The following is a 12961-nucleotide window of genomic DNA, read 5'->3' as shown; positions in this document are numbered from 1 at the left end:
AACCTCCTCTTAATTACTACTCGTTAGTATAGCCAAATTTAAATGTATGATATGTATACAATAAAAGAAGGAGAACCCAAAAAGCAATTCTCCTTTCTTACTTAAGTATATCAAATTATTCAAGATTAAAAACTACCTGTATTCACGTTTTCTGGACGATCTACAGGTTTTATTAACTTTCCGCCCTTTTCATCTATAAGATTTGCTTTTCCATTCACTTCAATAGAAATATTTTTCACACCTTTCTTTTCTGTTAAAGATAAAACTAACGACTTCAATACGTAATTTGAGATCATATTTTTATCTGGGTTTACAAATATATTTTCATTAAAGTTTAATGTAAGATTTCCGTCTTGTAATTTCGGATTCGTAATAAGCTTAACGCCTGGATTAAAATCATTCAGGAGCGATTGATGGATCGGACCTTTTACAAGTTCATCTATAATTGCTGCATAGTCATTTTCTTTACCTTCCGCAACGCGGCGTGTGACTGGTACGTAGTATTGCTGTTTATTATTATTTTGCGCCATAAAATACAGTGTGACTGGTTTTGTATTTGTTACATCTGCTACTTGTTCATCATCGAAGTTAATACCATTTGCACGGCTCACTCCTTCACCAAGCGGTGTACCAGCAACCGGCATCTTCGCCAATTTCTCACCATTTATTTGGAACTGCACTTGTTTTATCTCTGTAAATTGCGTCAACGTCCACGCTATAGATTCAATGATTTGACGCTCTTCTTCTTTCGCATAGTTTTTCATTTCTTTAGAGAAATCAATAACTGCCGTCCCGTCCTTTTTCAAATCTAAAGTCATCGTTGTATTCGCCGGAATGACTGCACGAAACCCATTCGGTAATAAATTCGTTACCGGTCCATCTTTCACAAGGTATTCTAACGTTTGCTTCACAGTCTCATTTGCTTTCGGAGTAGGTATAGCTAACGTTTGTGGTACAACATAACCATTTTTATCAACAAGGTATAGTTCTCTATTTACCATTTGCCCTTGCTTATCTTTTTTAGCTACTTCTTTCTTCCCACCCTCTGTATACGTAACTTGTTTTGGCGGATCAATTTGTTCAGTTGCTTTCTCCTGATTTATAAAGCCACACCCTGTTAGTAAAACAGCGCTCACAGTAGCACCAACAACCCATTTAAAAGTGGATTTAGGCATGCCATTCCCCCCTAAAATCTAAGTTTGTACTATTATGTATACGAGCCGTTTCACATTTTAGAACAAGCTGTGCCTCTTATAAAGTGAAACTTTAATCAGTGGAGGGTCTAACTGCCCAGCAAATAGCAAGATAAAACAAAAAACTCCTGATTTCTCAGGAGCTCACTTATATGAATTCTACTATTATTCTTTTTCTAAATGAATATGCTTCACATTTTCAATCGGTTGACCGAACCATTTTGATGCAATTTCTTTAAACAAGCCTATTTTTCCTGTTGTTAAGAAGAGATGATCGCTTTGTTCTTCTCCTTCATTCAACATTTTACTATGATATAAGATTGTACTTACTTCACGTGCTGTTTCATCACCAGAACTAATTAGTTGTACTTTATTTCCCATTACTTTTTTAATAACAGGTCCTAAAATCGGATAGTGTGTACACCCTAATATAAGTGTATCAATATCGGTACTTTTCAGTGGTTGCAGCGTTTCTCTTACAACTTCATACGCCATTTCACTTTCGAAATTCCCACTCTCTACAAGTTCAACGAAAGGTGGACAAGCTAAACTTTCTACCATAACACGGTTATTAATAGACTTTAACGCCTCTTCGTATGCACCACTTTTCACCGTTCCAATCGTTCCAATAATCCCAACGTGATACGTGTTTGTCACTTTTAAAGCTGTACGTGATCCTGGGTGAATAACTCCTACTACTGGAATTGGTAATTGTTTTTGCATCTCTTCTAATACAACTGCAGTTGCTGTATTACACGCAATAACTAACATTTTAATATTTAAATCTAGTAAATGCTCCGTCATTTCCCACGTAAATTGACGTACTTCTTCTCGAGAACGTGGACCATAAGGACAACGTGCTGTATCTCCTAAATATATGATACGCTCTTTCGGCAACTGACGAATTAATTCCTTCGCTACTGTTAAACCGCCAACTCCTGAATCGATAACACCGATTGCTCTATTCAACTTCATCACCCATTTTCTCATTCATCATCTTTTATGTTTATCATTATATTTTACACACTTTAAGTTCGCTCACTTCAAATGCTTCTGTATGAAAATTTTCATTTGCCCATGTATAGACTAGGACCTTTTTTATTTTGCTCCTTTTTTTCATAATTTGCAAGATAGAAAAATAACCGACCTTCTATAAGAAAGTCGGTTTCTTCTATATAAAGTGCATATTCATTGATCCATCTTTTTTTGAAAAGAAGACATTCCCATTAATAAGACGAAATGAACAGAAATTAAAATGACGATCAAAATAAAATTCAATCGATAACTATTTGTAGATTCCATAATTTTGCTCGCTACAGCTGGTCCGAATGCCATACCGAAAAAGTTAATTAAATTATATAAACCAAGGCCAACTCCAACTTTAGCTGGATTTAATGTTTTCGGAATAAATGTGTTTAATGATACTTGAATTGCCGAATAACTCATAAATGTTAAAATAACCGCAAATAAAATAAAGAGTAAGTTCCCGTCTGGAATAATCCCTAAAATTAAAAAGCCAATGATCATAACTACAGACGCTACATACATCATCCTCACATTCCCAAACGCAGGAATAATCTTTCCGGTAATAAAACTAGATACAATACCAAAGAGAGATGCAACAAACAATACAATTCCAATAACGAACGGAGACAATCCGTGCCCTCTTCCTAACAGTAATGGTAATAATAATAAACTAGCACATAACGCCACATTAATGATAAATCCGACCGCTATTAAACGCAGTAATGGTTTATTTGTAAACAACTCAATATCAATAAACGGCGACTCTGCTCTCTTCATATGAGCCTTGAATAAAAATAGGAAAGCAACAGATAACAAAAAAAGCCAACTATTAATATTCACTCCTAATAAAACGGTCGTAATCAATACAAATAATAAAACTGCTCCAATGAAATCCAAGTGAAACACTTCATCGGTATGTTGCACCTCTTCTGGCATAAATTTTACGAGCAAGAAAATACCAACCATTGAAATAACCATAAATAAAAATAAATACGGCCACCCTAACGTATTTGTAATTGCCCCACCAACTAAAGGTCCAATACCAACCGCTAATGCAATAGAAGAACTAATCATTGCTAACGCACCCGGTTTTTTAGTTGGAGCAACTAATTTCGCCACCGCAATCATACTAAGCGCAATAAACGCTGCTCCTCCGCTCGCCTGCACTAACCTTGCGAAAATGATAATCTCATAAGATTGATTCAAAAAACCAACAATAGAACCCGCTACAAATATGATAATAGAAATAATTAATAGCCTTTTTACACTGTAACGATCAGCCAGTTTTCCATATATCATCGAACCGATACCGACGACTAAAGAATACCCTACTACAACCCAACTTACTTTCAATTGACTAATTGATAAATCATTGGCAATATCCTCTAGCGCTACATTAAATAACACAGCGTTCATCGGTCCTAACAAAACAATAAAACATAATGTAAAAACAAACCATTTCGAATGGTTACTTATATCTTTCCCCATGTGTAACACTCTCCTGATTGCAATTTTAAAACTGTCAAACTATAGATAAAAAAATGAAGTTATTTAAATGTTGTATCACCACTAAACAACTTCATTAAATGTATAAATGGTGCTAATTTATCGCGCGATAAATTGAATTCGAAACGAAACACGTATATTGTTCGATATTCATGGAACTATCATAGTTTCAGCATTACAGTTTGTCAACGAAAAACATACAAAGTAAACTAATTTAGTCTTTTTAGTTTACTTTGTTCAAAAGTTATTATACACTAATTTCGAAGCTGATATAAGGAGGACTGGCATGATTATTCAAATTTGCATTTTTTAACTTAATAAAATGAAACGAACACAGAACTTTTATATAGAAGAGACATTATAGGAGGATTATGATGAAGAAAAAAATGTTAGTTGTATTAACAAGCGTAGAAAAATACCCAAATTTAAATAGGGCTACCGGACTTTGGCTCGGTGAAGCTGTACATTTCGTAAAAAAAGTAGAAGAAGCGGGTTACGAAGTTGATTACGTCAGTCCACAAGGCGGTTATACACCAATTGATCCACATAGTTTAGCAATGGCGGAGAGCATCGATTGGGAATGGTACCAAAAGAAAGAGTTTATGAATCGCCTCGGTTCTACAATGAAACCAAGTGAAGTGAATCCAGAAGACTACGCTGTTATTTATTACGCAGGTGGTCACGGGGTTATTTGGGACTTCCCAGAAAATAAAGAACTTCAAAATATTAGCCGCAATATTTATGAAAACGGCGGTATTGTTTCTTCCGTTTGTCATGGAGCAGCTGGTTTATTTCATATTACATTAAGTAATGGGGATCGTTTAATTAGCGGTAAGAAGGTAACAGGCTTTTCAAATGAAGAAGAAAAATTAGCTGAATTAGATCAATTCGTTCCATTTTTAACAGAAGATGAACTCATTAAAAATGGAGGACTTTACGAAAAAGCTGCACAGCCTTGGGAAGCTTTTTCTCTAGAAGATAATCGTGTTATCACTGGTCAAAACCCAGCTTCAGGTGGTTCAGTAGCCGAATTAGTATTAAAACAGTTGCAAAAATAATATGTACTAAAAAAGCAGATTCCCCTCTACTAAGGGAGATCTGCTTTTTTACGAAATCATTTGCAAAATAGCAATAACTTCTTTTTCAATTTCAGAATCATCAATTGCTTCTATATACTCTGGTTTAAAAAGTTGATACTTCTTTAATTGATAAAAATCAAATATCGCTTTCTTTAAAGTAATATCGTACTGAATACAAAAAGAATGATCTATAATACGTCGTAACATCACATCATCTTGTACCATAAATAATTGTGCATTCATTTTATTAAAATAACCTTGTTCCATACCCGCTTCAAAAAACATTTGCAAATTATGATTACGATTTTGTTGTGCAGCGACTAATTGATCTGACAAATGCGGATATGCTTCTTTCAAATCTTGCAAAAAAACATCCGAAATATATGTCACACATTTTAAAGAGTGGATAAACGTCTTTTGGAAACGTTCTGCAAAAGACATGCTTTCATCTTGATTGTCCGCATCACCTTCGAGTAGATAATTCATAAAATCCTCTACTACCGCCTCAATAATTTCATCTTTCGAAGAAAAACGTTTATATAAAGTAGCTTTACTAATATCCATATATTTCGCAATTTCATCTATTTTCAATTGGCTAAAACTCGTCTTTCTAATAACGGGCTTTATTTTATTAATATAAGTATTTGCACATGCGACTTTTCTCATTTAAAAGAGCCTCCCCTTTTGTCCATACAAAATAGTATAGCAAATTCACGAATGATTATAAATGAAGTTATTATACTCATTATGCTTTTTTAGTTTATTACATTTTCATATACTATACATAAAGAACTAGAATCCATTATCACCAACTGGACAGTTACAAACCAATTTTGAGGGGGGAATTTTAGGATAAAAATACCCACTACCTTTGTTAGTAGCGGGTACTTTTTCTATAATTTATTTACAGCCCTTTTTATAGCCTTACCTATTTCCACGCTAGACTGTGGATTTTGCCCTGTAATTAAATGCCCATCTACTACCACATGCGGCGTAAAATTAGGCGCTACATAAAACAAAGCTCCTTCTTCTTTCAACTTACTTTCTAACAAAAACGGAACGCGCTTTTCTAAATGTACAGCTTTTTCTTCATCGTTTGTATAACCTGTTATACGCTTACCGGCAACAAAAAACGAGCTATCCTTATTTTTCACACCGACTAAGGAGCTTACTCCGTGACAAACAGCCGCTACAATCCGGTTATTGTTATACATATTCTCAATCAAATTTGCTACATATGGATTGCCTGGAAAATCTACAATCGCCCCGTGCCCACCACCAAATAAAACCGCATCATAATCCGAGAAATGAACATTTGAAATCGGCCTCGTATTTTGTAATAAAGAAGCTACATGCTTGAATTCGCGAGGTATACCATTCGGAATAGACACTCTATCTATAGGTACTCTCCCGCCTTTTATTGACACAATATCAACATCAAACTTAGCCTTTTTAAATAAATGATAAGGAGCTGCGAGCTCTTCAAGCCACAAACCCGTCGGGTGTCCATTCATATCATGAGCACTTGTTGAAACTAACAGTATCCTTTTCAACATATCCCCTCCTTATTACCTATTTATGTATGGAGTGTTCTTATCATTCATATAGCAAGTGAAGCAAACAAAAAAATAGCCGACTCTTTGTATAAAAGTCGGCTGCTTTCTTATAGTTCGAGCTCTCCCATACGAAGAAGCTCCACAACTGCTTGTGAACGTCCTTTAACCCCTAGCTTTTGCATTGCGTTTGAGATGTGGTTGCGAACTGTCTTTTCACTTATAAAAAGTTCACCTGCAATTTCCTTCGTTGTTTTATCTTGAACCAGTAATTCAAATACTTCTCTTTCTCTCTTTGTGAGTAAAGGTTTAGATTGATACGCTTTTTCCTTCAACTGGTATAACCCTCCTTGCTTAAGCCAGAGCTGTGTATGTGTAAGTTGGGTGTTTATTTAGTCAAGATATTGTATGAACGAAATGTGCAGGTGGTGAATGAAAATGGGCTTTATTTCCTATGTTATTTTAGACTTTTATACAGTGCGTACACTCTTTTTATCCACTTACTTTCCAACGCGCCATATTTGTTCTAGCAATATACTTACAACCGTACCTACAAATAAACCATTACCGAATATATATTGCATAACAGACGGCAAGGATTGGAGTGCTCCAGACGGTAAAAACATAACGCCGCTGCCAAATAATACTGCAACGCCTAAAATCGTTACATTCCTTTCACTCATCGGCACTTGTTTTATATTATTAAATCCAATTCCAATTAACTGTACGAACGAAGCCATTAAAACAGCCGATGCGATAGCAGATGGTAAAGATGCTAAGTAACGAATAATACTTGGAAAAAGAGACATTACGACTAGTAACGCACATGCCATTAAGAACGATCGTATATACTTTTGTTTTGTTAAACGTATAAATCCTGCCGTTGCTGGTAACGGAACGACACCTACAGTTGAAAATACAGAAGAGATGATATGTGAAATCCCCCCAACCCATGTTCCATCTTTCAACTGTTTTTGTTCAATAGTCGCTTTATGAATAGTTGCTTGATTAATTGCTATAATAGCTGCCACCGTATTCGAAACTAAAATACATACCATAACGAAACTTGACACAGCCATACCTATATTCCATTTCGGAAGTCCCCAAGCAAATATATGTGGAAGTTGCACAAAATGAGTTACTTGAGATGGGATTGTCACTTTTCCTGCAATGAGAAAAATAATCCACCCACTAATTAATCCTATTAAAACTGCATAACTTTTGACAAAGCCTTTTCCGAAATTAGATAGTATAATAACGAACAAAAATATACTAAACGCGATCATTGCTGTAAATCCGTCGATTTGAGAAATAGTAGCTGTAATTCCTAACATTCCTTTTAAAAATACACCACTTAATTGTAAACATAATAAAAGTAAAAACGTCCCTGTCACAAGCGGCGTAAATAAAAATAAAATACGTCCTATAAAACCAGTTACTCCTAATCCTATTAAAAGAACACCGGAGATTATCATTCCTAATTCTAAAATTTGCAGTGTACTATGTAATTGATCCTGTCCGGCCGTTGCATAAGCAAGTACGGTAAATACACCAACCCAAGATCCAGCCGGCCCATCCGCAATTGGCAGTCTATGCCCAAGCCAGCCTTGTAAAAAAGAAGATATACCAACTAAAAAAAACGTACGCTGCATTAAATAAAATATTTCTTCCGTCGTAAGATGAAATAATCCGCCAACGACAATTGGTAGTGCGATTGAATTTGCTAATAAAAATATAAACCATTGCAAAGTTCCCATAATATGATTTTGGTTATGTTGATTGTCCAAAATTTTCATCCCTTCTAGCTTTCCTATAAAAAATATATTGTAAGAATAAAAAAGAAGAGTTCTAGACTTACCATTAGAACCCCCCTCAAAATATTTAAACGATTCTTCTACACAAGATTATTTAATTCCACTTCATTTAAACTTCCAACAACAATATTTCCTTTATACACGACTAAACGTTTTTCTATTTGACGCGCTACTGCTTCAGCAGCGCATGTCGCATTTGTCAAAACAAAACTCGCTTCATCCCCTACATTCGGCCATACTCGCTTCCCTTCATTATTTAACGTTTCTTTTCCTCCTGTAATAAAGCGAAGTGCTTTTCCTAAAGACCTTTCGTCACTCCACCCAAAACGCTCTGCTAATCGATTCGCCTTTTGAAGCATATCACCTGTTCCAAACGGTGACCAATGATCTGTAATACTATCATTCCCTAATGAAACCTTAACACCTTTTTTATCTAATAACGGAATTGGGATTACTTGTTTACCAATTGGTACCGTTGAAGTAATATCAATATTTACATTTGCGAGTCTTTCTGCCACTTCTTCAGCCTCTTTATCAGTAACACCACCAAGTCCAAGTGCATGACTAATTGTTACACGACCTTGCCATCCTGCTTCTTCTGTTAAACTTGCCAATCTCTTCATCGTAAATGTTCCAAGATTATTCGCATCATGCAAATGAATATCAACATCCGCATTAAATTCTACTGCGATATCCATAATTGTATGTAATGATTTTTCAATGTCATTATCCACTGTAGCTGGATCTACGCCTCCGACTAGATGAGCACCCATACGCATCGCATCTTTCACGAGTTGTACAGAATTACTGCGCAATAATCCATGTTGCGGAAACGCAACAATTCTACTAGACACTCGATTTTTATATGTTTCTAATGCCGCTAACGTCGCCTCCAAATTACCAAGCCCAATAATTGGATCAACATTACAATGCGTTCTAATATTCGTTGCACCATTTTGCAGTAGTAACTCTAGCATATTTTCCGCTCTATTTTGGGCAGTCGCTAATTGCTTTGGTAAAATTTTTTCTTCTTCATTAAAACGTGTAAAAATACTTTCTGCTGGCATACAAGCTTTCCAAGGACCACTATAATATGTCTTATCAATGTGAATATGCATCTCTTCGAAAGCGGGCAAAATTAATAAACGATTAGCATCAAGAATGAGTACCCCTTCCTCTTGAACAGTCCCTGCTATAATTTTTTTAATTCGTCCCTCTTCAATAAGTAAACTACATAACTCTGTTTCTGTTTTTGAAATTCTCCCCTCTTCATATGTATACCCCGATTCAAGCGTTACATTAGTCAACCAATATACCTTCATCTCTATTTCCCCACCCTTTATTAAAAGTTACCTCTTACTATAATTTTAATATCAACTGAAAATTAAGACAATTAATATGACTGTTCCCTAAAAAAATGTCATACAACCTCATAGTCTCCTCATAGATTTCCATATAGAATAGAAGTATAGAGTTTGCTATAAAAAGGAGTGTATTGGAAGATGTCAAAAAGATTATGTAAATCCGAAACTGATAAAATGCTATTTGGTATATGCGGTGGTTTAGGAGAATATTTTGATATTAGCTCTACTCTCATTCGCATACTTTGGGTCATTGCAGTTTTATGTTTTGGGACGGGGTTTTTAGTTTATTTTATTTGTTTATTACTTATACCACGCTCTTACTAATAACATTCTTTCATATATTTGAGCATAGTGTATACAAAATCCCCTATAGATTTTTCTATAGGGGATTTTTTCATGAAGAATATTTCATCGTTAAATGTAATACCGCCACTTCTTCTTCTTCATTTTTATAAATATGCTTCTTATTCGCTTCAAATTGAATGGAATCAAACTCATTTAATTCATATACATCATTCTCCACTTGAATAGACACTTTCCCTTTCATTACCGTTACAAGCTCAATCGCACCTTCATGATGAGCTTCTGGTTCATATATACTATTTGATCGTAAACAAGCACGGTGCATTTCCATCCCTGTTTCTTTCGTATAACGGAACATCGTTTCTAAATGCCATGCTTGTCCTACATCTACTGCAAATCCTTCTCCACAGCGCGCAACGGCTACTGGTTCTCCAAAAACCATTAATCTAGATAAAGGAATTGATAACCCTTTCGTTATTTTCCAAATGACAGCTAGCGTCGGATTTGTTTCCCCTCTTTCGATCTTTCCTAATGTTAATTTACTAACTCCTGTTTTATGAGCTAATTCTTCTAAACTTAATTTCTGTTCATTTCGAATTTGTCTCAATAACTGTCCAACTTGTTGAATGACTTCTTTCGTTTGCATATCTTCATTTTCTTTCATATATAAAACCACCTCGAAGTATAAAATAGTTTACTTTTATTTAATTAAAGTATATCATACTATACATAATTATTTATTTTGAAAGGAGTGCTATACTTCATGCGCGCAATTTTATTAGGTCTTTTATCATCGGCCTTTTTTTCTGCAACCTTTATTATTAATAGAGCAATGAATGTATCTGGAACGAGCTGGGCTTGGACAGCTTCCTTCCGTTTTTTATTTGCTCTCCCTATTTTATTCCTTATCGTTTTATTTCGCAAAAACTTTAGGGGATTATGGAAAGAGTTAAAAAAACATCCATTGGCGTGGATCGGATGGGGTTCTGTTGCCGGTATTGGTTTTTATTCTTTATTAAGTTTCTCAGCTGTCTTTTCTCCAGCTTGGCTCGTTGCTGGAACTTGGCAAGTTACGATTTTAGCTGGTTTACTACTATCACCACTATTTTTTGTGAAAATAGAAACAAAATCAGGTACGAAACTTGTACGTGGAAAAATTCCACTTCGTAGCTTATATGTTGCTTTATTTATTTTACTTGGTGTAATTTGTATGCAAGCAACTGCCGCAGGCCATATTACAATGACTCAGTTCATTTCAGGTTTTTTACCTGTCGTATTAGCCGCTTTCTTATATCCGTTCGGTAACCGAAAAATGATGGAGCTTGTTGGCGGACGCCTTGATACGTTCCAACGTGTATTAGGAATGGCAATTGGAAGTCTTCCTATAACAATTTTGCTTGGTGTATACGGATTTTCTACTACCGGTATTCCAACATCTAGCCAAATGCTTCAAGGATTTTTGTTAGCATTATGTTCCGGCGTTATTGCAACGATGACATTTTTCTTTGCTACTGACTTAGCAAAAGATAACCTGGCTTTACTTGGAGCTGTTGAAGCAACACAAGCTGGAACGATGGTCTTTACCGTACTTGGAGAAATTGTTTTCTTGAATGGTTCGTTTCCTGGCGGGCTTTCCCTACTTGGAATGATTATTATTATGTTAGGAATGGTTGCAAATAGTATTTTAAACCGATCTATTCCAGCCGTTAAACAGAAAAAACCAGCATAAAAAAAGAGTATGGTTCTATAGAGATGAACCATACTCTTTTTTATTGTCCCCCTATTTTGCCTTATCAGAATAGTATTTCATTGGCTGTTTATACTAAAACGTATGTTATAATACGTTTCATGCGCATTAATAGGAGGTAAATTATGTTAAAAAAAGCAATCGCTGAATTTATTGGTACCTTTGTACTTGTATTATTCGGAACTGGAGTAGCTGTCACTGGCGGCGGAATCGAAGGAATTGGAACATTAGGAATCGCTATGGCTTTCGGCTTATCTATTGTAGCTATGGCATATAGCATCGGAACAATTTCTGGATGTCACATTAACCCAGCAGTATCAGTAGCTATGTTCATCAACAAACGAATGAACGCTATGGAACTTTGTTATTATGTATTAGCTCAAATTTTAGGTGGTTTATTAGGAACTGCAACGTTAGTAACAATTTTAAAATCTGCTAAAACACCTTTAGATAATTTAGGACAAAATGGTTTCGGAACTCTTGGTTTATCTGGAGCATTTTTAGTTGAGTTCATTTTAACTTTCGTATTTATTTTAGTTATCGTCGCTGTAACAGGTAAAAAAGGAAGTTCTTCTTTAGCTGGACTAGTAATTGGTTTCACATTAGTTTTAATCCACTTATTAGGAATTCCGTTAACTGGAACATCTGTTAACCCAGCTCGTAGTATCGCACCAGCTTTATTTGTTGGTGGAGAAGCACTTTCTCAACTATGGGTATTCATCGTAGCACCAATTCTTGGTGGTATCTTCGCAGCTATCGTAGGTAAATTCATTTTAAATACTGAAAAATAGAATTTTCAATATTTCTGAATAAAAAAAAGCGAGCCCTCATTATGAGGAAGCTCGCTTTTTTATTCTTTCATTTTAGACTTTAAATTTGTAACTAATTGATCTACCGTTACATTTGCAAGCACGTTTTCCATCGCTTCTTGCGCTTGCATTAAAATAATTTCTAATACTGATTGAATATTAGCTCCTACTGGACATTCAATGTTGGGATTTTCATGGAAGGAAAATAGCTGTCCTTCTTCTACAACTTCCACTGCTTTATATACATCAAGTAATGTAATTTCTTCTAAATCTCGAGCAAGTGTCGTACCACCTTTACCAGCTTGTACATCAACAAGTCCTGCTCTCTTCAACATTCCTGTAATGCGACGAATCACAACTGGATTTGTATTCACACTACCGGCAATCCATTCAGAGGTACAGCGAGAGTTTCGATCTATCGCAAGTAATGTCAGCATATGAACACCTACTGTAAAACGACTACTAATCCCCATCTGCACACCCTCCTTTTTATTCATTCTATTAAAAGACGACTCTTATTATTATATACTATTTTTAATTTATACATAAAGAAAAAGCATGATTTCA

At 35.3% G+C, this 12961-nt stretch carries 14 protein-coding genes; 4 read left to right on the top strand and 10 right to left on the bottom strand.

What is annotated here, in order from left to right:
- Positions 1 to 125: 125 nt before the first annotated feature.
- From gerM to BUA87_RS18635, 3 genes are all read right to left on the bottom strand, one after another.
- Positions 126 to 1175 (bottom strand): spore germination protein GerM, encoded by a 1050-nt coding sequence (gene gerM / locus BUA87_RS18645; RefSeq protein WP_001126743.1) that lies wholly within the window; start codon positions 1173 to 1175, stop codon positions 126 to 128.
- A gap of 183 nt (positions 1176 to 1358) precedes the next feature.
- Positions 1359 to 2168, bottom strand: a complete 810-nt coding sequence (gene racE, locus BUA87_RS18640) for a glutamate racemase (RefSeq protein ID WP_016512279.1) — start codon at positions 2166 to 2168, stop codon at positions 1359 to 1361.
- 213 nt (positions 2169 to 2381) lie between these two features.
- A complete protein-coding gene (locus BUA87_RS18635) occupies positions 2382 to 3707 on the bottom strand; it encodes an MFS transporter (RefSeq protein ID WP_000513860.1) in 1326 nt (441 codons plus the stop codon).
- Between the two features lie 392 nt (positions 3708 to 4099).
- Here BUA87_RS18635 and BUA87_RS18630 point away from each other — a divergent pair, with 392 nt between their 5' ends.
- On the top strand, positions 4100 to 4783 hold the full coding sequence (locus tag BUA87_RS18630; protein ID WP_016512277.1) for a type 1 glutamine amidotransferase domain-containing protein: 684 nt from the start codon (positions 4100 to 4102) through the stop codon (positions 4781 to 4783).
- Positions 4784 to 4831: 48 nt separating this feature from the next.
- Here BUA87_RS18630 and BUA87_RS18625 read toward each other — a convergent pair whose 3' ends face one another.
- The 5 genes from BUA87_RS18625 to BUA87_RS18605 all read right to left on the bottom strand — a co-directional run bounded on the left by BUA87_RS18625 (position 4832) and on the right by BUA87_RS18605 (position 9493).
- Positions 4832 to 5470, bottom strand: coding sequence for a TetR/AcrR family transcriptional regulator (locus BUA87_RS18625; protein WP_016512276.1), 639 nt, complete (start codon positions 5468 to 5470; stop codon positions 4832 to 4834).
- Positions 5471 to 5697: 227 nt separating this feature from the next.
- A complete protein-coding gene (locus BUA87_RS18620) occupies positions 5698 to 6360 on the bottom strand; it encodes a type 1 glutamine amidotransferase domain-containing protein (RefSeq protein ID WP_016512275.1) in 663 nt (220 codons plus the stop codon).
- A gap of 107 nt (positions 6361 to 6467) precedes the next feature.
- The gene (gene gerE / locus BUA87_RS18615; protein WP_000659484.1) at positions 6468 to 6692 is read right to left on the bottom strand and encodes a spore germination transcription factor GerE; all 225 of its coding nucleotides are present in this window, start codon (positions 6690 to 6692) and stop codon (positions 6468 to 6470) included.
- Between the two features lie 165 nt (positions 6693 to 6857).
- Positions 6858 to 8153: a purine/pyrimidine permease gene (locus BUA87_RS18610; RefSeq protein ID WP_072940461.1), complete on the bottom strand. Its 1296-nt coding sequence runs from the start codon at positions 8151 to 8153 to the stop codon at positions 6858 to 6860.
- 98 nt (positions 8154 to 8251) lie between these two features.
- A complete protein-coding gene (locus tag BUA87_RS18605; RefSeq protein WP_072940459.1) occupies positions 8252 to 9493 on the bottom strand; it encodes an amidohydrolase family protein in 1242 nt (413 codons plus the stop codon).
- Between the two features lie 180 nt (positions 9494 to 9673).
- Here BUA87_RS18605 and BUA87_RS18600 point away from each other — a divergent pair, with 180 nt between their 5' ends.
- The gene (locus tag BUA87_RS18600) at positions 9674 to 9859 is read left to right on the top strand and encodes a PspC domain-containing protein (RefSeq protein WP_072940456.1); all 186 of its coding nucleotides are present in this window, start codon (positions 9674 to 9676) and stop codon (positions 9857 to 9859) included.
- A gap of 70 nt (positions 9860 to 9929) precedes the next feature.
- Here BUA87_RS18600 and BUA87_RS18595 read toward each other — a convergent pair whose 3' ends face one another.
- A complete protein-coding gene (locus BUA87_RS18595) occupies positions 9930 to 10502 on the bottom strand; it encodes a helix-turn-helix domain-containing protein (RefSeq protein WP_000661921.1) in 573 nt (190 codons plus the stop codon).
- 99 nt (positions 10503 to 10601) lie between these two features.
- On the opposite strand from BUA87_RS18595, the gene BUA87_RS18590 reads away from it, so the two are divergent.
- Together BUA87_RS18590 and BUA87_RS18585 are read left to right on the top strand one after the other, a co-directional pair.
- Positions 10602 to 11567, top strand: coding sequence for a DMT family transporter (locus BUA87_RS18590; RefSeq protein WP_001201640.1), 966 nt, complete (start codon positions 10602 to 10604; stop codon positions 11565 to 11567).
- Positions 11568 to 11710: 143 nt separating this feature from the next.
- Positions 11711 to 12376 (top strand): aquaporin, encoded by a 666-nt coding sequence (locus BUA87_RS18585; protein ID WP_000913213.1) that lies wholly within the window; start codon positions 11711 to 11713, stop codon positions 12374 to 12376.
- Between the two features lie 59 nt (positions 12377 to 12435).
- Here the strand turns inward: BUA87_RS18585 and BUA87_RS18580 are convergent, their stop codons facing one another.
- Positions 12436 to 12867: an Rrf2 family transcriptional regulator gene (locus tag BUA87_RS18580; protein WP_000512998.1), complete on the bottom strand. Its 432-nt coding sequence runs from the start codon at positions 12865 to 12867 to the stop codon at positions 12436 to 12438.
- Positions 12868 to 12961: the final 94 nt, after the last annotated feature.

The organism is Bacillus sp. bc15 (assembly GCF_900142585.1).
Taxonomy (GTDB): Bacteria; Bacillota; Bacilli; order Bacillales; family Bacillaceae_G; genus Bacillus_A; species Bacillus_A cereus.
This window is presented reverse-complemented; position numbering and strand designations above follow the sequence as displayed.

Coding starts and splice junctions, on each gene's coding strand:
- BUA87_RS18585 (WP_000913213.1), top strand. CDS start 11,711: ATGTTAAAAAAAGCAATCGCTGAATTTATTGGTACCTTTGTACTTGTA.
- BUA87_RS18610 (WP_072940461.1), bottom strand. CDS start 8,153: ATGAAAATTTTGGACAATCAACATAACCAAAATCATATTATGGGAACT.
- BUA87_RS18595 (WP_000661921.1), bottom strand. CDS start 10,502: ATGAAAGAAAATGAAGATATGCAAACGAAAGAAGTCATTCAACAAGTT.
- BUA87_RS18630 (WP_016512277.1), top strand. CDS start 4,100: ATGAAGAAAAAAATGTTAGTTGTATTAACAAGCGTAGAAAAATACCCA.
- BUA87_RS18635 (WP_000513860.1), bottom strand. CDS start 3,707: ATGGGGAAAGATATAAGTAACCATTCGAAATGGTTTGTTTTTACATTA.
- gerM (WP_001126743.1), bottom strand. CDS start 1,175: ATGCCTAAATCCACTTTTAAATGGGTTGTTGGTGCTACTGTGAGCGCT.
- BUA87_RS18625 (WP_016512276.1), bottom strand. CDS start 5,470: ATGAGAAAAGTCGCATGTGCAAATACTTATATTAATAAAATAAAGCCC.
- BUA87_RS18590 (WP_001201640.1), top strand. CDS start 10,602: ATGCGCGCAATTTTATTAGGTCTTTTATCATCGGCCTTTTTTTCTGCA.
- BUA87_RS18580 (WP_000512998.1), bottom strand. CDS start 12,867: ATGGGGATTAGTAGTCGTTTTACAGTAGGTGTTCATATGCTGACATTA.
- BUA87_RS18605 (WP_072940459.1), bottom strand. CDS start 9,493: ATGAAGGTATATTGGTTGACTAATGTAACGCTTGAATCGGGGTATACA.
- BUA87_RS18600 (WP_072940456.1), top strand. CDS start 9,674: ATGTCAAAAAGATTATGTAAATCCGAAACTGATAAAATGCTATTTGGT.
- BUA87_RS18620 (WP_016512275.1), bottom strand. CDS start 6,360: ATGTTGAAAAGGATACTGTTAGTTTCAACAAGTGCTCATGATATGAAT.
- racE (WP_016512279.1), bottom strand. CDS start 2,168: ATGAAGTTGAATAGAGCAATCGGTGTTATCGATTCAGGAGTTGGCGGT.